This window comes from Psychrobacter sp. CX16 (genome assembly GCF_057396245.1).
This window is the reverse complement of record NZ_JBXYJF010000031.1, coordinates 1-21408: the sequence shown is the minus strand read 5'-3', so window position 1 is coordinate 21408 and position 21408 is coordinate 1. Positions and strand designations below refer to the sequence as shown.

Genomic DNA, 21408 nt, shown 5'->3' with positions numbered 1-21408 from the left:
CATTCAAATACTTAGCGCTTATATGTACAAATTTTAGAAGATATTAGGAGAAGATTATGCTTGCTACGGTATTAGCAACCGCACCACTGGGGGCAGCCGTTACTAGTGGCACGCCGTTTGTGGCGATATTTACCATTTTTGTCCTTGCAATTTTTGTGGGTTATTACGTGGTTTGGGGTGTTACCCCTGCCCTGCACACGCCGCTTATGGCTGTGACCAATGCTCTATCAAGTATTGTGATTGTCGGCGCTATGCTGCAGACCATTTATATTAGTGGCAGTGCCATTTCAGTGACCAGTATTTTAGGTGCCTTTGCTGTGTTTCTAGCCAGTATTAACATCTTCGGCGGCTTCGCAGTCACTGAGCGTATGCTTGCTATGTTCAAACCAAAAGCCAAAAAAGCCAAACCAGCGACAGATACCGAAGGAGGTGATGCATGAATCCAGATGTAACTCATATGAATTGGATTGCGGCTCACGCAGATTGGTTTTACCTCGTTGGTGCGATACTATTTATCTTAACCTTACGTGGTTTATCTAGCCCAAAGACGGCTATTCGTGGTAACCGCTTTGGTATGGCGGCAATGGCCATCGCTGTTGCGACTACTTTCTTCTTAGCAGAAGGTCCGGTATTGTGGCTGATTATTGGTGCGATGATATTGGGCGCTTTAGTCGGTATCTGGAAAGCCAAAACCGTTGCTATGACTGAAATGCCAGAAACCGTGGCCTTGATGCACTCCTTTGTTGGTTTAGCAGCAGTCGCGATTGCGCTAGCGACAGTTTTAAACACGACTCATGAGCACAGTACAATTGCCCGTGTTGAGCTATTTATCGGCTGCTTTATTGGTGCCATTACTTTCTCAGCTTCTGTCTTTGCCTTCGGTAAATTGGGTGCGAAAAAGTGGGCGAAAACAGTGGGCGGCGCTTGGGTTAAGCCCGTTCAACTGATCCTATTTGTTGCCATGATTGCCTTTGGTGGTATCTATTTTGTCACCGAATCAATGGCTGCTTTCTATGCTATGACAGCCTTAGCGGTTGTGTTCGGCTGGATGTGGATTGCGCCAATCGGTGGCGGTGATATGCCAGTGGTTGTGTCATTACTGAACTCATTCTCAGGTTGGGCAGCAGCAGGTATTGGTTTTACCCTTGGTAACTCAATGCTTATCATTGCAGGCTCATTGGTTGGCTCGTCAGGTGCGATTTTATCTTACATCATGTGTAAGGCTATGAACCGCTCACTATTAAACGTATTGTTCGGCGGCGTAGGTACAACAGCTGCGGTAGCAGGCGATGCTGATGGCGCGCCTAAGACTTATAAGTCTGGCTCTGCTGAAGATGCGGGCTTCTTAATGAGTAATGCCAGCGATGTGATTATTGTCCCAGGTTATGGTATGGCACAAGGCCGTGCACAAAACGCGGTAAAAGAGCTGTATGAGTTATTAAAATCTGAAGGCGTTAATGTTCGCTTTGCTATTCACCCTGTAGCGGGTCGTATGCCAGGCCATATGAACGTTCTACTTGCTGAAGCAGACGTGCCTTATGATGACATTTTAGAGATGGATGAGATTAACTCAGATTTCCCAAGCACTGATGTGGTACTCATTATTGGAGCAAACGACGTGGTTAACCCATCTGCTAAAGATGATCCAAACTCACCAATTTTCGGTATGCCAATTTTGGATGCCGCAAAAGGTCAAACCGTTATGGTCATCAAACGCTCAATGAGCACTGGTTATGCTGGTCTTGATAACCCATTGTTCTACTTAGACAAAACTATGATGATCTTTGGTGATGCTAAGAAAATGGTTGAAGAGATGGTACGTACTATTAATGGCGGTGGACACTAACCCACTATCTATAAGTAATAACTTAATAAAAAGACAGCTTAGGCTGTCTTTTTTATGTCCTCTTAAAACTGGCTATAATCTGAAATGGTTACAAGACAAGCGAGCGCAAGTACTACAAGTGTAGGCTTAGCAAGGTTAACGCCGTCACCCTTTAGCTAGCCGTTCTCTGACTAGTTGTTACTCGAAGCTATATTACTTACCCTATGGTTACCAACCCTTATGAATACGCGCCTGTGGAAAGGTTGGCTAACAAAACACCCCCAATAGCGCCCTTGGAAATGTAACAAGGTATGACCATATATAGGGTATAGTAAGTAATAATTTATCCCACTTAAATACGCTGCTTGTTAATCGCTAGATATTTAATTATTAAAATAACCGCGAATAATGGCACAAACGAATACTAATTGATGAGGTCAACCCTATGTTTAACGCATTAAAAAATATCAACACTAAGAAACTTGCTGCCGGCATTGGTTTGTCAACCGCAACTGCCGTTGCTTCTACCTCGGGTATTGCAGCGACTAGCTTAACGCCTATGACTGCTGATTATAATTTGACGGTGGATAACAAATATAACGGTACCGCAACGCGTAGCCTAACCAAATCAGGCACCACTTGGAACTATAAGGTAGATGCAAGAGCCGCCGGTATCGCTTCTGCTAAGCAGCGTAGTACTTTTACGCTCAATGGCAATACCATTATTCCAACTTCTGCTAGCACCAATTTTAAGTTATTTGGAGTCGGTAATACGCATAATATTAAATTCAGCAACTCTGGTAAGACCATTAGCAGCACTTACCGCGGTAAAACCAGTAATTTATCAGCACCAAACAGAGCTTTTGATGATTTAAGTCTTGAAGCTCAAATTAGACAAGACTTATTGTCAGGTAAATTCTCTGGCAACTACAATATGGTTAAGAAAAACAAAATCGAGAAAGCACCGTTTAGACGTGCTGGTAATGCCAAAGTAACCGTTCCGGCTGGTACTTTTGATACTGTCCGTATTGACCGTATCCATGACGATAATGACCGTGCTACTAGCTTCTGGTTAGCGCCAAGTTTGGACTATCTACCGGTTCGAGTACTACAGAACAACGATGGTCGCCGTATGGAAATGACATTAACCAAAGTTCGTTAATAGCGGCTTATCGTTATAAATAATTAAAACAGAATCGTTGAATATAAAAGCAAAAAGCACCACCAGTTATCTGGCGGTGCTTTTTTATAGCGATTTATTAATACAGTTGGCTTAAGCCATACTTACGCTGCGTAACTGAGTGTGATGACGCTTCGTTTGTAGCCAATAAATCACTGCATATAAGCTAACGCCAATGGCGTAACTGACGTATTCATGTGGTAGGTTTAACCAACCTTGAACCATATTCGGTATCATTAATAAGACAGTAATGCCAATTAGCAATATCACTTCTAGCCAGTTGGTTTTAACACGTATCCAGCGCTGAGTGGCTGATGAAAATGCCAACATACCAAGTACCGCCATACCGAAGATAAGACCAATCTCAAATGGATTGGTAATCCACTGCCATCCTGACGGGTCTTTTGGATTGGCAGGATCTACCCCATCAATCAATAGCAGTTTACTATTGAAGAAGAACATAAAGGGTAGAATCGCCGTTCGAATATCGTAAGCAAAGCCTTGCAAACCTGTCTTAATAGGATCGGATTTGGCAATCCCTGCAGCAGCATACGCTGCCATACCCACAGGCGGCGTATCATCCGCTAAGATACCAAAGTAGAAGACGAATAAATGCGCGGCAATCGCAGGCACTAGATAGCCCAAGTCGCCACTTAACCCGAGAATAACAGGTGCCGTTAATGAGGCCATAACGATATAGTTGGCAGTGGTTGGTAGACCCATACCCAGTATGAGCGATACTACCGCAGTTAGCGCCAACACGGCTAAAATATAACCACCTGACAGCACTTCGATCACATCGGCTAATATCAGGCCTATACCGGTGATGGTCACTGAGCCGACCACGATACCGGCCACACCGGTCGCTACCGCAATCGGTACCATATTTTTGGCACCGTTAATCATACCGGCGATAATATCAACGAAAGCTGATTTACCGTTATCAACCACACTACGACCATCTTTTTTCCACAGCGACTTAATAAAGGGCTGAACCACCATAATTGCCATCAATACCAAAATACCATTAAAGGCAGCACGCTGCGGTGACATACGTAGTATCACTAAGGTGTACATCAAATAAAACACTGGCAATAAAAAGTGTAACCCGCTAACAAATACAGTCCAAACTTTTGGTAAGCGATCTTTGGCTTCCCCTTTAATACCCAGTTTCTTTGCTTCTAAATGCACAATATAGAACAGAGCAATGTAGCTCACAAAAGCAGGAATCGCTGCTGCCATAATAACGCCAGCGTAATCCATACCCAAAAACTCAGCAATAATAAACGCCGCTGCGCCCATAATCGGTGGCATCAACTGACCATTGGTCGACGCTGCAACCTCAACAGAAGCCGCTTTATGCGCAGGAAAGCCCAGTCGCTTCATTAACGGGATAGTAAAGGTACCGGTCGTTACTGTGTTGGCAATCGATGAGCCTGAAATAATACCCATCATACCAGAGGCAGCAACAGATGCTTTGGCAGGGCCACCATCGAATCGGCCTAACGCTGCATAAGCCAAATCAATAAAGTACTTACCCGCACCGGCTCGCTCTAATAGCGCACCGAATAAGACAAACAAGAAGACATAACTAGCGCTAACGCCCAATGGCACACCGAAAATACCTTCAGTGGTCAAAAACATCTGACCCATCATTTTATTGATGCTAGCGCCTTTATGCGAGATCATCTCTGGCATAAATTGACCAAACTTCACATAGCCCAAAAACGCTAGGGCAATGATTGCTAAGGCCGGACCTAATGCGCGACGTGATGCCATGAGCAATAGCACAATACCAGCAATAGCCGCCCAAACATCGACGGGTAACCAAGCACCGGAGCGTGCATTAAGTGCATCATAGAATATAAAGATATATAAAGACGTACCCCCTGCCGCAATCGCCAACGCATAGTTCCATATTGGAATACTGCTCATGGTCTTTTTGGTACGGAACATGGGGTACATCAAGAAGGTCATGACCAAGGCAAACGCTAAATGAATGGATCTAACAAACACGTCATTAACGGGTAGCAATACCACGTACAACTGAAAAAATGACCAGAAAAAAGCGATGACACCAATAATCATATAGCCGAATGAATTGGTCGGCAGCACACGCTTACCTTCCAAAACATCTGCGCTATCGATATTAGGATCATTAATATCTGTATTTAGCGGATCTGAGTTTGCTATTGCAGGCTCTGAGTGATTATTATTCACGGTCCTCTCCAAAAGGGGTGGTAGTCAGCGCTTTATTCAATCAAGGTCATATAGAGGTGCGTAACGGTACTGGCTACTGCCCTACTTTTACTGTGCTATGTATGATGACTATCGGTAGGCTGACTATGATTTGATTATATGGATTAAAAAAAATAAGCACAGACAAGGTGCCAGTGCTTATTCTTAAGTTAACGCATCATAATTGCTTACGATTGAGCGCTGTCTTTACCGATACCTTCTTTTGCAAACACAGCCGCTGCTGCTGGATGCTGAGGAACTGCTAGACCGTCTAATAAAGATTCTTTAGTGATATTCTTGTAGGCCGGATGCGAATCTTTGAACTCATCAAAGTTGTCTAAAATCGCTTGAGTAATCGCTGTTACTGCATCATCACTCATATTTTCACGAGTAACCAATACTGCTTTTACACCCAAACTTGGTACATCGGTTTCAACACCTTCATAGTCAGAAGCCGAAATCACACCTTTGGCATAATAAGGGTTATCTGCAATTAGGCCATCAATAGCCGCGCCATCGATAGGCACTAAATCGATACCAACTGAGTTAGCCGCATCTTTAATATTGGCAGTAGGATGACCAAACATACCGAAGTAACCATCAACCTTTTTGTCTTTTAGCATGGTTGGGCCTTCAGATGACTTAAGCTCATTTACAAGCGCTAAATCATCTAAGCTAATATTTTCAGCAGCCAGTACAGACTCTGCTGTCATACGCGTGCCACTACCTGGTACATCGATATTAATACGCTTGCCTTTGATATCCGCTAAGGTTGCGATGTTGGCGTCTTTACGCACCACAAGCGCTAATAGCTCTGGATAAATAGCCAATACACTGCGAAGCTCTTCAACAGGTGCATCACTGAATTTACCTTGACCATTGAATGCTTGATAAGCGGTATCACTTTGGCTAATACCAAAATCAAGCTCGCCGGCTTTAATGGTATTCACGTTATAAACTGAGCCGCCTGTTGATTCCACAGAACAACGAATTGGCGATTCAGCTGCTTTTACCATACGGCAAATGGCGCCGCCAGTAGGATAATAAGTACCGGTTACACCGCCAGTGCCAATAGTAATAAACTTCGTATCGCCAGCGGTTTCGCCGCCAGTTGCTGTATCGTCAGCAGGTTGTGAACAACCGGTAATTATCGCAATACCGAATGCCATTGCGGTTAAAGAGGGAAATAATTTCATGGGGACCTTCCGATTTGGTTAAATAGAGTTAACTTATTCGTCCTTATCAATTTTTATTTAATACAATTTGATAACAATAAGTTGCAATCTGTTAATACTAATACAGATTGTTAACCAAGTCTAGTGCTCATCTTTTTAATAGATTATTAAACCTCTCTTAGTACCACTAGTGACAGCCAGTTTTATCTACAGTCTATTTATGCCCTTGCGGACCGTTCATTGATGGCAACTTTTTGAGCAGTTTAAATAGCCACACATTAACCAACAAAATCAGTAGCGTATCTAACAAATAAATAGGTAGCGCCAGTCTTCCACTGTCATAAAAACGCTCAAACACCGTCACGCCGCTTGCCCCCAAATATACCAAGGTCAGCATACTAATCACTAATAGCATATACGGTGATTTACCCTTAACGAGCCAAGGCGTTACCAACAGTGCGGGTATTAACCACAGTAGCTGCCAAACCATACCCCCGACAATATTAGGTTGGGTACCGAGTGTTTGATTGAGCAGAATTGGTAACCCAATAGCTCGGTAAGCCAACCATGCCAGCCACGTTAATCGTAAACGACCTTGTAGCTTATTAATCACAGCCAGCGCATTCGCCTCATTTTCAATAGGCGTTTTCGTACCACGAGCTGCCATAAACTAAGCCCACTTCGTATTTAATAAAGCTTTGGTCGCAATCGCCAAACGTTTACCTTGGGCAATGGCCAATGTGCGCTCATCTTGAGTAACCGGTTCATCATGAGCAACACCGCTCACATGAGTGGCGCCATAAGGGGTTCCGCCGCGATTGGTATTGCCAAGCTCTGGATTTGAATATGGTAAACCCAAAATCATCATACCGTGGTGCATAAGCGGCATCATCATAGTCAGTAGCGTTGTCTCTTGCCCGCCGTGCATTGAGCCGGTACTGGTGAATACGCAAGCAGGCTTATTCTGTAGATTACCTGCCAGCCATAAGGTCACTGTGCTGTCCCAAAAGTGCTTCATCGCGCCGGCCATATTACCGAAATGGGTTGGGCTACCTAAAGCCAGACCAGAACAATTTTTCAAATCATCCATAGTACAATATAAATCGCCTTCATCTGGAATAGACGGTTTAATCTCAGTGGTCTCTGCAGCCACAGTCGGTACAGTGCGAATACGCGCTGTCATACCGGCATCCTCAATACCCTGAGCAATGGCATAAGCAAGCTCTTTGGTGGTGCCATACTGTGAGTAATACAGCACAAGTACGTAGTTTGATGCGATTAAAGAAGTGTCTTGAGTTGTCATGGTGTTGGGCCTTCTAGAGTTCAACGGTATTAATAGATGGATGCTAGGGTAATAAATAAAGTCATCAATCCGTAAAGATGCATATAATAATCATTAAAAAGGGGTTAATAAGGCGCTTATATTGTCAAATTAAAGGGGGACTCTCATATAAGACACCATATAACATCAGCATCATATCATTATGGCATAAACATTCTTCACAATTAATATACGAATTTTTGTTAAACTAGCCACAATTTCCACTACTAACCATAAGCCGACATGGAAAATTTATTAAAAAAACTGCCCTTTTATGACCAAACTTGGTTTAGCTTTCTACGCTTTTTAATCAGTCATTATTTTGAAGACAATTGCCAACAGAAAGCCGCCTCACTAACCTATACCACCCTGTTATCCATCGTTCCTATTATTACAGTGCTACTGATGATTTTATCATCTGTACCTGCATTAGAATCGGTGCGTGAGCAGATATCACAGGTTATTTATAGCAACCTATTGCCGCAATCAAGCATTCAGGTTAGTGATTACATCAATAACTTTGCCGAAAAATCGAGCAACTTAACCGCTATCGGTGCCATGGTATTGTTTGTCACTACTATTATGACACTGACTACGGTTGAGCGTGCCTTCAACCAGATTTGGCGCGTTGAAGACCGTTCGGGTGGCCTTAAAAGTGTGATGCGTTATTGGACCATCATTACGCTAGGACCTTTGGTTTTAGGTACAGCATTTATCGTCTCAAGTGCGGTTCAAAGCTTAAGCTTTTTAAACCAACAAGTCGCCGGCTACGGCATTGATTGGGGCTTTTGGGTTCAAATTGCCTCTTATGCGGTGACTATGGCCGGCTTTGTCGGTATGTACTGGTTTATTCCTAAGGCAAAAGTGCCGATTAAAAATGCCGCTATTGCTGGTATTTTTGTGGCGGTTTTATTTGAGCTATTAAAGCATGTCTTCGGTACCGTTATGGCGAACTTCACCAGTTATGAAGCCATTTATGGTGCCTTTGCGGCATTGCCGATTTTCTTATTATGGATTTATCTATCTTGGAACCTAATCTTAGTTGGGGTCGAGATTAGCTATACCTTGACTATCTTTGAAACCGGTGAGGTCTATCCACGCCATCCTCTGCTTAGCTTATTGGATATGCTCAATCTGGTTTATGACCGTTATCAACAAGGTGAGTCCGTTAGCGAGCAAGAGCTACGTAACGTGCTCGGCCGTAAAGAGTTACCAAAATGGTACACCTATATTAACTATCTAAAAGATTGTCATCTAATTGCAATTACCGATGACGATGACTATATCCTCAAAAAAGACTTGGACAACATCACGCTTTGGGAGTTTTATCGCACCCTGCCTTATCCACTACCAATTAAAGATGAACTTGATGAGATGGATCCTAATACCAAGGAGCCTTGGCTGAGCTTATTAAGCAAGCGTTTTATTCATACCGAAGATTACGCCAAGCAAGAGTTAAACATTCCTCTGTCTGTTGTCTTCTCAAAAGGGGGGCCACGTGCAAAAACGGACACCGATGAGGAAAGAGAGCGCAAAGAGCAGCAAAAAGGGACTCTTGAAGCGGAAACGTTTGAAAGAGAAGCTAAGGTAACAAAGGATAATAAGGGTAAAGAAGCCATCATTCCTCAAGGAGATGATGAGGACTATGCCTCTGATTCAAGTAAAAAGAAAGGGCATAAAAAGCACGGTCTGTTAGGTGTGCTAGCACCGCATGGTGACAAGCCACTGATTACTGAAGACGATAACCCTGAAAAGTAACTCAAATATGGTCTATAGAGCATGGTAATAATTCTATAGAGCATGCTATTAATTTGACCGTTCTCTTATCCTCTTAATAACATCCAAACAAGCGCGGTCTAATATTGCTCTTATTTGGGTTCATCCTTTTCAAATATATTTAGGAATAATACAAATATCATGGAGCACAATACCGGCCTCAGCATTCTGGAAATCAGTGCTATTTTTTTAAGTATTACCGCCCTACTGGCTTATGTAAATAAGCGGTTTATCGGCTTGCCTACTACCATCGGCGTGATGGTCATCTCGCTTTTAGTGTCTATATTTGCCATATTTTTAGGGTTTATGGGATTTGATGAGCTAATTGATTATGAAAAAGGCTTATTGGCAGAGCTAGATTTCACAGAAGTGCTGCTTGATGGCATGTTATCGATGCTGCTGTTTGCCGGCGCTCTGCATGTCAATATCAGTGACTTGCGCGCTTATAAATTGCCAATCGCTATCTTGGCCTGTTTGGGTACGATTATCTCATCCGTTTTAATCGCAGCCGCTGTCTACTTCACTATGCCACTGCTTGGTTTTGACTTATCTTTTATCTGGTGCTTATTATTCGGCGCGCTTATCTCACCGACTGATCCTATTGCGGTGATGGGTATTCTAGCCTCCGCCGGCGCTCCAAAAAGCTTAGAGACGGTTATCGCAGGCGAGTCGTTGTTTAATGACGGCATTGGTGTGGTTATCTTTGTTATCTTACTGGGCATTTTGGCCAGTGGCGACATTCCTACCGGCTCGTACATTATGCACGCTTTAGCCGTAGAAGCCGGCGGTGGTATCGTCTTTGGACTTGTTCTAGGCGGATTTTTGTATTATCTACTACAAAGTATCAATAGCTATCAAGAAGAAGTGCTTATTACCCTAGCGGGCGTTCTAGGCGGTTACGCGCTTGCCAGTCATTTCCATTTGTCTGGTCCATTAGCTATGGTCATGATGGGCTTAATGCTTGGTAACCATGGCCGAGCTTATGCTATGAGCGATGAGACTCGCCATTACATTGACTTATTTTGGGAATTAATTGACGAGATATTAAACGCTATTTTGTTTGTTCTGATTGGTTTGGAAGTGGTGGTTATTGCCTACTCTGGCAACCTATTTATTGCCGCTGCCTTGGCTATTATTATTGCGCTAGCAGCGCGCTTTATCGTGGTCGGTATGACTACCAAGACCTTTAGAAAACAATTAGATTTGCCTACCGGTGCTTGGAAGGTACTGACTTGGGGTGGTTTGCGCGGCGGTATCTCGGTAGCATTGGTATTACAGCTGCCTGTTGGCCCAGAGCGTGATATCTTATTGAGCCTGACCTATGCAATTGTCATCTTCTCCATCTTGGTCCAAGGTCTGACCATTGGTAAAGTCGCACAAAATATAAAGCCAAGTAAAACCAAAGTACTCGGCCCTAGCGTATAGCGTGACAGCAATCCGTTGAACTGCCATATTTAAAGACTGCTTATCAGATAGCTTGCGCCAAAAACAGCCACAGACACAAACTATATCTGGGGCTGTTTTGATTTATAGCGCTATAAAGACTAAGAGTCGGCAGTTAAGGCTTTACCCAAGATGACAATATCCGCCATAAAGTCTTGCATATCGCAGACATTAGGCAGCTTGCCCCACTGATCAAACCCAAACTTGCTAAACAGTGCCAGACTGGCATGATTGTGTGCAAAGATTAGGGCCAAGATATTAGTAATACCCAGACTCGGCGCTTGTGCTAACATCCATTCTAATAGCGTGCTAGCAAGACGGCGGCGCTGAAACTGATTGCTAACATAGATGCTAATCTCACTACTGATATCATAGGCCGGACGGCTTTTGACATCACTAAAGCTGCCCCATGCCATAACCTCACCCATCTGATTTTTGACCACATAAATTGGCCGCGTTGGGTGAGTTTTATGCTCATCAAACCAAGCTTGTCTATCGGCAATCGTCACTGGCTGCAAGTCTGCAGTTGAAGCTTTGGTCAAGATACTTTGATTATAAATGGCCACAATCTCAGCCAAATCATGAGCAGCGGCACGCTCTATTATTATCGAGTCTACCTGCCTTGTGATAGGGTCAAAGACCTGTGATGCCCGTGTGTCTGTTTGAATCTCGTTAATATCTAAATTTTTATTTGGCATAAGCGCAAACCTTACAATAACAACCATTAACTCATTTTGAGCATCTTAAGCTGCGATTTTACATTATAATGGGTCATTATTATTCTAGAACTTACGCAGAATACAGCTATTTGTGTCCCACATTAAAGCAAACCAATGGTCAGGCGGTCATAGCGACCATGCTTATCCGTCTTATCTTTGGTTGATATTATTTTTATATAACCGTTTGCGTTAATCAATAAGGCGTTATGAAAACAATTTTTTTAGACTTAGAACATCTCGATACCCTTAGCCAAACTCTGCCTGCTGCCAATGCCTTGACCATTGGTAATTTTGATGGCGTACATTTAGGCCATCAAGCCATGCTTGATCAGCTTAAAGCGACTGCCAGTGAGCAAAACTTGGCAACAATGGTGATGATATTCGAGCCACAGCCACGCGAATACTTTGCTCAGCTAAAGTCAGAGCCTCAGTCTGCACCGGCTCGACTGACCTCTCAAGATGAGAAACGAAGTCTATTAGATGAGTTCGGTATCGATACAGTGGTGATTGCCAAATTTAATGAAGACTTTCGCTCATTATCTGCCACTGAGTTTGCCGACCTGCTAACCGATAAGCTTCGTGTTACTGCGCTTGTCTTGGGCGATGATTTTAAATTTGGTCATGACCGAACCGGCGACAGTGAATTTTTGCGCAATTATGGCTTACCAGTGACCAACTTGCCGACCATTACCGATAGCCAAACAGGTGATGATCGTATTAGCTCAACGCGTATACGCGACCTATTACATGAAGGTGATTTGACCGCAGCCAATCAATTATTAGGCCGAGATTACAGCATTACTGGAGTTGTGGTTGGCGGTGATAAGATTGGTCGTACGCTTGATTTTCCAACGGCCAATATTGAGCTAAATCGCATTCGACCTGCCCTACATGGTGTATACGGTGTTGATGTGGTAATTTTGGATGAGGCAGGTAATGTCATCGCCAATGCGTTTGACGACTTAGCCAAACCTGAACAATCTGGTATATCTGGCCTACGGGAGCACAGCTTATTTGGCACCGCTAATATTGGTATCCGCCCTTCGGTAGACAAACCACAGGATTGGCGACTTGAGGTGTTCTTTCCAGAGTTTGCCGGTGATTTATATGGTAAGACATTAAGCGTGCGGTTCTTGCATTACCTGCATGCTGAACGTAAATACGATGGCTTAGATGCCTTAAAAGCAGGTATCAAACAAGACGTTGTTGACTTGGTTAATTGGCGTCATAAGGCAGAATAATAGCCATTAATATCGACATACGCTCAATCTCATAACAACACATCGAATAAAAAGAGGGCCTATAATTTATCAGCCCTCTTCTTATTCGATGTAAATGGGTGGTTAGAAAGCAATGATATTAACTGCCTTATTTGCCGCTTTAAAGCAGCTCTCAATACGCCCTTCGCCACACCAATCTCCGGTCACAACCCACTGTCTTTTATCATCCACGTAAGCAATCTGCTCACTGACATTCGGCTGCTGGGTAGCCGCATAACGCCAACGATGACAATCAATATAATTAGGAGCTCTAGTCTCATCCCAGCCCAATAACGCTTGGGTAGCCTTTAGCATCTGGCGCTTGATAGACTCGATATCTTCATCGACATGCGCCTGCGCCCAAGTATTGGAGGCGTGAATAGTAACACTGGATAATAATTGCTCACGACTGGGCTTATGATGTTCAAGGAATATGCGATCGACAATCGAGTGGTCGTTATTCTCAACTTCTAGAATATCCCATTCTAATGTTTCTAAAGGCTTAGGAAGCGTCTGTTGTTCATGCCAGCCGAGCATTAAGGTATAGCACGCCAGCATTTGCGGCTGCTTAATAGCTAGTAGATGCTCAAAATCTGTATCAGTCAGCAGCTCAATTGCTTGTGCTTGCGGTGCGGTGCAAATAACCCAATCAAATTTGCCCAACTCATTACCTTGTTCATCAGATAAAGTCGTTCGCTTATTCTCTTGCTCAGTAACAGACTGAGTTAAAGGTGCGACTCTAGTCTTATACTTTAATGTTGTTTGAGTGAGCGTTTTGGCAAGCTCACGTCCAAAACTGGTCATTTTCGGGCTAGCAATATAGCGCGGCTGATGAGTGGTCCACTGCTCTACCTGAGTAATATCATAGTCATTATTAGATTGCCCCTTACTAGCTGCTTGAGCCACTTTGGCAAACCATGGTTCGACTACACCTCGTTCTATCCAAGGCTGTAAATAAGATTGAAACGACGCTGATTTGGCAGTAAAAAACTGAGCGCCAAAATCAAACTGCCATTGTTTTTGACTCGCTGCCTCTGTCTTTTTAGTCGTCTGAAAATCACTGGCCTGTTTGTAACGTGTGGCCAGACGTCCTACACCAGCCGATTTTTCAAAAACGGTAATTTCAATATTTTGACCGACTTGCTGAGCCTTTTTTTCTAAAAGACTTGCCGTCATCAACCCTGTCAGACCAGCGCCAATAATGGCAATGCGTAGTGGTTCATTATTATCAGAATAAGACAGGGCTTGGTGCTCATTTATAGAGTGAGTGGTTTTTGAGGGCATAGTTAGCGTCATAATAAGGATATACCGTTTATAAGTAGTTATCGCTATTGTGACAAACTGCACAGCATTAAACCAGTGATATCAAACTCATGCCACAAAAAAGCACCGCCCAACTTAATATTGGACGGCACTTTCTGGTCGAACATAATACTCTAGACTAATAACGCTAGCCTGCTTTAACCGTAGCAATTAAGTCATCAATCACACTGGCGTCGGCTAGCGTCGACATATCGCCTAGACCTTCAAACTCGCCCGCTGCTAATTTGCGTAAGATGCGGCGCATGATTTTACCAGAGCGAGTTTTCGGTAGGGCATCCACCACATAAATCGCATCTAAGTTGGCAATCGGGCCAATCTCATTGCGTACATGACGATTAATTTCATTACGCAGTCTCTCGCTGTCCTCTTCATCATGTTTCAACACGATATAAGCACAAACGCCTTGACCTTTTAGCTCATGTGGCATACCGACAATCGCGGTTTCTGCCGCAGCTGGATGCGATACTAGCGCACTTTCAATCTCAGCCGTACCTAGACGGTGACCTGATACGTTTAACACGTCATCGACACGACCCGTAATCCAGTAATGACCATCTTCATCACGTAGCACACCATCACCTGTGAAATAGCTACCAGGGTAAGCGCTGTAATAGGTTTCTAAGAAGCGTTTATGGTCGCCATAGATAGTACGCATCTGCCCCGGCCAACCGTCAGTGATAATCAGATTGCCCTCAGTTTGACCTTCAATCTTTGTACCTTCTGAATCAACCACAGCAGGTTTGACACCGTAGAGCGGGTTCATCGCTGCACCAGGCTTCATATCCACTGAGTTTGGTAGTGGCGCCATTAAAATACCGCCAGTTTCGGTCTGCCACCACGTATCAACGATTGGGCAACGACCTTCACCAACCACGCTGTGATACCAATCCCACGCCTCTGGGTTAATTGGCTCGCCCACTGAACCTAGCAGACGTAAACTAGAACGATCTGATTGACGGACATAGGCATCGCCCTCTTTCATCATGGCACGAATCGCAGTCGGTGCCGTGTATAAAATACTGACGTCATGCTTATCAATAATTTGACCAATACGCGCCCACGTTGGGTATTGCGGTACACCCTCGAACATCACTGTGGTCGTACCATTGGCTAATGGACCATAAGTTACGTAGCTATGACCAGTTACCCAGCCTACATCGGCGGTACACCAGAACACATCGTCGTCTTTGATATCGAACACATCACGAAACGTCGATAGCGCATAAGTCAAATAACCACCTGTGGTATGTACCACACCCTTTGGCTTACCCGTCGAACCAGAGGTATATAATAAGAATAGCGGATCTTCCGCGTTCATTACTTCAGGTTCGCAGTCTTCATTGGCATTGTCGATAACGGTGTGATACCACACGTCACGGCGACCACTCATTGGTACTGAATTACCAGTGCGATGCACTACGATTACTTTTTCAACACATTCGGTGCCGTCTACATCCAGTGCTTTATCGACATTGGTCTTAAGCGGTGTATGCTTGCCGCCACGCACCCCTTCATCAGCAGTGATGACCAATTTGGCTTCACTATCGACGATACGGCTGGCCAAGCTTTCTGCAGAAAATCCACCAAACACCACGGTATGAATCGCACCAATACGTGAACATGCCAGCATAGAGACTACTGCTTCTGGCACCATTGGTAGATATAAGACAACACGATCGCCTTTACCAACGCCCATTTTGCGCATGGCATTACCTAAGCGGCAAACTTCTGAATGCAGCTCTTTAAAGGAGATGATTTTGTGTAATGAAGGGTGATCACCTTCCCAGATAATCGCTGGTTTAAAGGGATTGTCTTTTAGGTGACGATCAAGACAGTTTACCGAGACGTTTAATTCGCCATCTTCGAACCACTTGATTTTAAAGTTGTCTAAATCGTAATTAACGTCTTTTATTTTAGTTGGTTTTTTGATCCAATCAATCAGCTCAGCGCGCTTTGCCCAAAACGCTTCGTTATTTTCAATAGAGTCTTGATAGGTCTCTGCGTACTTCTCAGGAGTGGTATTGGCTCGACTTGCAAATTCGTCGCTAACTGCAAATGTTTTCATAGAATAAATTCCTTTTTATTGTGATTCCATGCCATAAAACATGAATACCATATTACGCCGGCATAATATAACCGGTTATCATGATAAAATGCCCATGGTGATTAAGATAACCATTTGAAATAAAAATCACAGCAGGGAAACCACGATACAAGCCTTTTATTAAGTAACCTATTTATTAACCCATTAACCAATCGCTTAGCCACTGTTTAATACTCACGTTACTCGCACTTTATAGCACTTGTTAGTCCTATCCCTTTGACTGTGGTACCTCATAGTTTTACTAGATTTTGATACAGTTGTAAACTGTTATTTTATCTAAACCCCTCAAATATTTATAATTTTTTATCAAATCACAGCAGTCAAATGACTGTTATTGACTTTTATTAATTGTCGAACTGCCCATAATGGCTGTTGTTTATTTCGCCTAAACCCTCTAATCTTTATTTAAAAGCCGATTACCATGACCCAAGATTCAAAACACACTGCCTCATCTTCCTCAAACCATTCTGCTCAGACTACTGAAGTCGATGTACTGATTATTGGCGCAGGTGCTTCTGGATTGTACTGTGGTATGACGGCAGGACAAAGAGACCGCTCCGTATTGGTTATCGATCATGCCAATAAGGCCGGTAAGAAGATTTTGATGTCCGGCGGTGGTCGCTGTAACTTCACCAACTATGTGGTCGAGCCTGAAAATTTTATCGGTGAAAACAGTCACTTTTGCAAATCAGCATTAACACGTTATAGCCCTTGGGAGTTTATCAGCTTGGTTGAAAAGCATGGCGTGGCGTATCAAGAACGCGACCATGGCAAGCTATTTTGTGAAGACTCAGCCAAAGATATCTTAAATTTATTGCTCGATGAATGTCGTGATGCAGGCGTGCGTGTCCAACTCAAAACCTCTGTAACAAGCATCACTCCCATTGAATCAAATAATGAATCACAGACGGACGGCTTTGTTGTAGAAACCTCCGCAGGCAACATTAAATGTGCGTCATTAGTGATTGCCACAGGCGGTCTATCTATTCCTACTATGGGTGCCACTGGCTTTGGTTATGAAGTCGCTGAACAGTTTGGTCATAAGATACACCCCAAGTCAGCCGGCTTAGTACCCTTTACTTTCACTGACAAGATTGGCGATATGATTGCATCACTGGCCGGTATCAGCTTGGATGTCGTGGCATTTAATAATCGAATCTCTTTCCCAAGACCGATGCTGTTTACTCACCGCGGTCTATCAGGTCCTGCGATGCTACAACTGTCTAACTATTGGGAAGTGGGCGAAACCATTCATATCAATCTGATTCCAAACGTAGATGTGGCCGACTTATTGATTACAGCAAAATCTGAACATCCGAAACAGAAAATTCGCAGTGTCTTGGCGGAATATTTCCCTAAGAAACTACTGCTAGCACTACAAGACTTGCACTGGGCAGATTATAAAGACAAAGAGCTTGCAAACCTTAAAGACGAGGTGCTTGCCACAATTGGTGAGAGTATCAACAACTGGACTATTAAGCCCTCTGGTACAGAAGGTTATCGCACCGCTGAGGTCACTCGCGGCGGCGTGGCGACTGATGATGTGTCATCCAAGACCTTTGAGAGTAAATTACAGCCTAACTTGTACTTTATCGGTGAAGTGCTTGATGTGACCGGCTGGCTTGGTGGTTATAATTTTCAATGGGCTTGGGCCAGTGGTAAAGCGTGTGGTGAAGCAGTTTGAATATTATTATAAATAGAGATGACAATGAAGTTTAGGTATGCAAGACACACTAATAATCTCAATGTATTAGTAGATTTTTATCAAGACATTATTGGATTAAATAAGCTTGGTGAATTTACTCAGCATAATGGCTACAACGGTGTATTTTTAGGTTTCGAAGGACAAAATTGGCATTTAGAGTTTACATCTTCAAACGATGAACCAAACCAGCAACCAGATAAAGATGATTTAATTATTTTTTATCTAGACAGTGAACAGCAGATTCAAACTATTTTAGAGAATGCTTCTAAAGCTGGGGTTATACCAGTTATTTCCCAAAACCCTTACTGGAATGAAAATGGTATAGAGCTCATAGATCCTGATGGGTTTGGTGTGATTATTACTACCAAACAAGTAAACTGATAAAAGATATAACCGTTATGTCAAAACCAATATCAACAGGGTTTTCTATATTCTGCTATTAATCTGTCACACTTTTTTAAAATTTAGTATGACAGACCTTCTAAATATTTCCAAAACTAACACCTCACTCTTTAAAATTAAAAAGCCGGATCAGTAAACAGCCCTGCCCCCTCCATTTGCGCTGCCAATGCAAATAAAGTCGCCTCATCATTCATACGCCCAACAAACTGCATCCCGACTGGCAAGCCCTTATTACTCATACCGAGCGGCACCGACATTGCCGGCAAGCCTGTGATATTACCCAAAGTCGTATACGCCATTTTACTGAGCACAGGTGTGCTTAACTTCTCTACTAAATCTGAATGATAAATCCACTTACCGATATTCAATCCCTTATCCAAAATACCTGCGGCTTTGAGCATTAGCTCATCAATTCGGCTTGGGGGCAATACACCATGCTTCACTGCCGTAGTCGGGATGGTCGGGCACAAAATCATATCGTATTTTTCAAGCAGTAATCCGGTTTGATACTGCACCTCATGCCAGCCTTGTTTCGCATTGAGTAAATCTAGCGCAGTTAATGAGCGCCCTATCATCGCCATATTTAAAGTTTGTGGCTCTAATTTTGCCACCTGCTCTTTGCCATAACGTGTGGCTAAATCCTCTACCGTAAAGGCCGTATGTGCACATACCACAGTAAAGAAGTCACGCCACATCTTATTGATATCAATTTTAGGCGCAGCTTCATTGACATAATGGCCCATTGACTCTAACTGCTGCACAGTTTTATTTAAGGTTTCTACAACCGATTTTTCGACCTTGGTATCTGGAAATAATGGCTCTCGCATAATGGCAATTTTTAGTTGTTTCGGCGGTCGCTGAGTAGCGGCCAAAAAAGTGCCTTCATCAGGGCTAATCACATAAGGCGCGCCTACTTCACGTCCTGCGGTGGCATCGAGCATCGCCGCACTGTCACGCACACTGCGAGTAATCACATGATCGGCAATGGCTCCTTCCCAGCCCTCTCCATAAAAGGGGCCTGTAGGATTACGCCCACGACTGGGCTTAAATCCAAATACACCGCACCACGATGCCGGAAAGCGAATAGATCCACCCCCATCGCCTGCACCAGCCATAGGTACTATGCCTGCGGCGACTGCTGCTGCGCTACCACCAGAGGAGCCGCCAGTGCTATAGCCTTTTTTGAAAGGATTATGTGCCGCTCCAAATGATTTAGGCTCCGTGGTAATGATCAAACCAAACTCTGGGGTATTGGTCTTACCAAAGGTATTCACCCCCGTAGCGCGCATCCGCTTAACCAGTTCGCTGTCCTGCTCTGGAACAAGATTAACGCTACGGCTACCCATTCTTATTGGCTCATGGGCAAATATGAAATTTAAATCTTTTAATAGATAAGGCACACCACTAAAGACCCCTTGCGGCAGTCCTTGTTGAGCCACATCAAAGGCACGCTCGTCAAAGCGGTGAATAATAGCGTTGAGTGAAGGGTTTAGTCTATTGGCTTGATAAATGGCGGCCTCTAAAGCTTCCTTTGCACTGATATCGCCAGATTTAATAAGACTGGCCAATCCCATGGCATCATATTGTGGGTATTCTTGAAACATAGCGTCCTCTGCTTTTATGTCTATTGGATAGTTGTCTGATAGCTTATATTACAGTGTCCCGTCTTAAAATAGGTTGATAATTTAAAATAAGCCAGATACCCCGTATATCTGGTTTTTCTATGCAGAATACCCCTAACTTTGATGAATATCGAAAGGCACTCTCATATTCAAACTCAAATGCGGTCTCATATGATTATAAATATAAACCGACTCATCAACGAGCACTCTTAGCTCATCTATCGTATTACACTGATGAATTAAGAACGCATCTTTTAGAATATTATTAACGCGTTCTGCTAAGGCATTTTGATAACAATCATAGCCATCTGTCATAGACGGTCTAATGTTATGCTTCTCAAGCATCTGTTGATACTCTCTAGCACAATATCGTAAACCTCTATCTGAATGATGAATAGCCTCATGCTCATAGTATGCAATGACTTTTATCTTAAAGTCTAGGTCATAACATATAAAAATACCCCATAAGCTGTGTCCAACTTATGGGGTTCAGTTCAGTTAGAGAGCCTTTTATAATTAAAATAGGCAGCGCTTTAAATAACGCTAACCATAATTAATTAAGCACTTGGGTGTAAGCTCACATTTAGCTCATCAATGACTTCTACCCACGCCGCATCATTACTCCACTCTTCTTGTAAGAAGGCACGCTGTGAGTCTGTCCAAAAATCTGCTTCGATAAGCTTTTCATCTTTACCAAGCTTGTGCTCACTGATGAATTTTTCAATGGCTTCATCCGAGCTTTCAAGACCCAACTGGGCAAATAATTCGTTCATGTTATATTCTGGTTCGCCTAACATAGTCACTCCTCAAATTTACATTGTTTGTTGTTATATCCACGTTTGCATTGTAGCAAATTCTATTTAAAGTACTGTGCGTTTACTATTTAGAAGCTTTACGTTTATGTTAACAAATCGCTTTTCAATCAGCTCGATTTATATTAAATCATAAAAAAAGCCTGCAATGGCAGGCTTTTATTTTTAGCATCAAGATTTTCTTTCTGTCCCGTCCTAAAATAAGTTTACGAAAAGGAAGCTTATAAATGGACAAAGCAGAAAGATCAAGGATTAAACGAACACAGAAAGATTACACACTCGGCTTTAAATTAGCTATTGTAGAGCAAGTAGAAAAAGGCGACATGACCTACAAACAAGCCCAAAAGCACTATGGCATACAAGGACGTAGTACCGTCCTAACTTGGCTTAGGAAACATGGTACATTAGACTGGAATACACCGCCAAAGAGCCTAAGAATGCCACACAAAGAAACCCCAGCCCAAATCATAAAAAGACTTGAGCGACAACTGGCTGATGAAAAAA

Annotated in this window: 18 protein-coding genes and 1 pseudogene; 9 read left to right on the top strand and 10 right to left on the bottom strand. The window is 43.2% G+C overall.

The window, feature by feature from the left end; genetic code table 11:
* Positions 1 to 119: 119 nt before the first annotated feature.
* The 3 genes from AC2SLM_RS10745 (at position 120) to AC2SLM_RS10735 (ending at position 2987) form a co-directional block, all read left to right on the top strand.
* Positions 120 to 440, top strand: coding sequence for a proton-translocating transhydrogenase family protein (locus AC2SLM_RS10745; RefSeq protein ID WP_486553829.1), 321 nt, complete (start codon positions 120 to 122; stop codon positions 438 to 440).
* Positions 441 to 457: 17 nt separating this feature from the next.
* Positions 458 to 1846: an NAD(P)(+) transhydrogenase (Re/Si-specific) subunit beta gene (locus AC2SLM_RS10740; protein ID WP_486553827.1), complete on the top strand. Its 1389-nt coding sequence runs from the start codon at positions 458 to 460 to the stop codon at positions 1844 to 1846.
* Between the two features lie 424 nt (positions 1847 to 2270).
* Positions 2271 to 2987, top strand: a complete 717-nt coding sequence (locus AC2SLM_RS10735) for a DUF3108 domain-containing protein (RefSeq protein WP_486553801.1) — start codon at positions 2271 to 2273, stop codon at positions 2985 to 2987.
* A gap of 111 nt (positions 2988 to 3098) precedes the next feature.
* Here AC2SLM_RS10735 and AC2SLM_RS10730 read toward each other — a convergent pair whose 3' ends face one another.
* The 4 genes from AC2SLM_RS10730 to wrbA all read right to left on the bottom strand — a co-directional run bounded on the left by AC2SLM_RS10730 (position 3099) and on the right by wrbA (position 7721).
* Positions 3099 to 5225, bottom strand: coding sequence for a TRAP transporter permease (locus AC2SLM_RS10730; protein ID WP_486553799.1), 2127 nt, complete (start codon positions 5223 to 5225; stop codon positions 3099 to 3101).
* 206 nt (positions 5226 to 5431) lie between these two features.
* The gene (locus tag AC2SLM_RS10725) at positions 5432 to 6439 is read right to left on the bottom strand and encodes a TAXI family TRAP transporter solute-binding subunit (RefSeq protein WP_486553797.1); all 1008 of its coding nucleotides are present in this window, start codon (positions 6437 to 6439) and stop codon (positions 5432 to 5434) included.
* 193 nt (positions 6440 to 6632) lie between these two features.
* A complete protein-coding gene (locus tag AC2SLM_RS10720) occupies positions 6633 to 7085 on the bottom strand; it encodes a hypothetical protein (RefSeq protein WP_486553796.1) in 453 nt (150 codons plus the stop codon).
* A 3-nt stretch (positions 7086 to 7088) separates the two neighbouring features.
* Positions 7089 to 7721, bottom strand: coding sequence for an NAD(P)H:quinone oxidoreductase (gene wrbA / locus AC2SLM_RS10715; protein WP_486553794.1), 633 nt, complete (start codon positions 7719 to 7721; stop codon positions 7089 to 7091).
* A gap of 261 nt (positions 7722 to 7982) precedes the next feature.
* Between wrbA and AC2SLM_RS10710 the strand changes: the two genes are divergently transcribed.
* Together AC2SLM_RS10710 and AC2SLM_RS10705 are read left to right on the top strand one after the other, a co-directional pair.
* Positions 7983 to 9497: a YihY/virulence factor BrkB family protein gene (locus tag AC2SLM_RS10710; RefSeq protein WP_486553793.1), complete on the top strand. Its 1515-nt coding sequence runs from the start codon at positions 7983 to 7985 to the stop codon at positions 9495 to 9497.
* Positions 9498 to 9656: 159 nt separating this feature from the next.
* Positions 9657 to 10940 (top strand): cation:proton antiporter, encoded by a 1284-nt coding sequence (locus tag AC2SLM_RS10705; protein ID WP_486542113.1) that lies wholly within the window; start codon positions 9657 to 9659, stop codon positions 10938 to 10940.
* A gap of 119 nt (positions 10941 to 11059) precedes the next feature.
* Here the strand turns inward: AC2SLM_RS10705 and AC2SLM_RS10700 are convergent, their stop codons facing one another.
* Complete coding sequence (locus AC2SLM_RS10700) at positions 11060 to 11656, bottom strand: GNAT family N-acetyltransferase (protein ID WP_486553791.1); 597 nt, start codon at positions 11654 to 11656, stop codon at positions 11060 to 11062.
* A 227-nt stretch (positions 11657 to 11883) separates the two neighbouring features.
* On the opposite strand from AC2SLM_RS10700, the gene ribF reads away from it, so the two are divergent.
* Positions 11884 to 12918: a riboflavin biosynthesis protein RibF gene (gene ribF / locus AC2SLM_RS10695; protein WP_486553790.1), complete on the top strand. Its 1035-nt coding sequence runs from the start codon at positions 11884 to 11886 to the stop codon at positions 12916 to 12918.
* Positions 12919 to 13020: 102 nt separating this feature from the next.
* Here the strand turns inward: ribF and AC2SLM_RS10690 are convergent, their stop codons facing one another.
* Complete coding sequence (locus AC2SLM_RS10690) at positions 13021 to 14220, bottom strand: NAD(P)/FAD-dependent oxidoreductase (RefSeq protein WP_486553788.1); 1200 nt, start codon at positions 14218 to 14220, stop codon at positions 13021 to 13023.
* Between the two features lie 166 nt (positions 14221 to 14386).
* Positions 14387 to 16324 (bottom strand): acetate--CoA ligase, encoded by a 1938-nt coding sequence (gene acs / locus AC2SLM_RS10685; protein ID WP_486553787.1) that lies wholly within the window; start codon positions 16322 to 16324, stop codon positions 14387 to 14389.
* Positions 16325 to 16895: 571 nt separating this feature from the next.
* On the opposite strand from acs, the gene AC2SLM_RS10680 reads away from it, so the two are divergent.
* Complete coding sequence (locus tag AC2SLM_RS10680; protein ID WP_486553826.1) at positions 16896 to 18047, top strand: BaiN/RdsA family NAD(P)/FAD-dependent oxidoreductase; 1152 nt, start codon at positions 16896 to 16898, stop codon at positions 18045 to 18047.
* Positions 18048 to 18071: 24 nt separating this feature from the next.
* Entirely contained in the window at positions 18072 to 18449 is a 378-nt protein-coding gene (locus AC2SLM_RS10675; RefSeq protein ID WP_486553786.1) for a VOC family protein, read from the top strand.
* 137 nt (positions 18450 to 18586) lie between these two features.
* Here the strand turns inward: AC2SLM_RS10675 and AC2SLM_RS10670 are convergent, their stop codons facing one another.
* From AC2SLM_RS10670 to AC2SLM_RS10660, 3 genes and pseudogenes are all read right to left on the bottom strand, one after another.
* Positions 18587 to 20074 carry an amidase gene (locus tag AC2SLM_RS10670; protein ID WP_486553785.1) on the bottom strand — a complete coding sequence of 496 codons (1488 nt, stop codon included), beginning with the start codon at positions 20072 to 20074 and terminating at the stop codon, positions 18587 to 18589.
* 132 nt (positions 20075 to 20206) lie between these two features.
* Positions 20207 to 20503, bottom strand: a pseudogene (locus AC2SLM_RS10665) (integrase core domain-containing protein); the annotation flags it as partial.
* A gap of 146 nt (positions 20504 to 20649) precedes the next feature.
* Positions 20650 to 20889, bottom strand: coding sequence for a DUF2789 domain-containing protein (locus tag AC2SLM_RS10660; RefSeq protein WP_486542127.1), 240 nt, complete (start codon positions 20887 to 20889; stop codon positions 20650 to 20652).
* A 242-nt stretch (positions 20890 to 21131) separates the two neighbouring features.
* Between AC2SLM_RS10660 and AC2SLM_RS10655 the strand changes: the two genes are divergently transcribed.
* Positions 21132 to 21408 (top strand): helix-turn-helix domain-containing protein (locus tag AC2SLM_RS10655; RefSeq protein WP_486551566.1); only part of this gene is annotated, 277 nt, incomplete at its 3' end.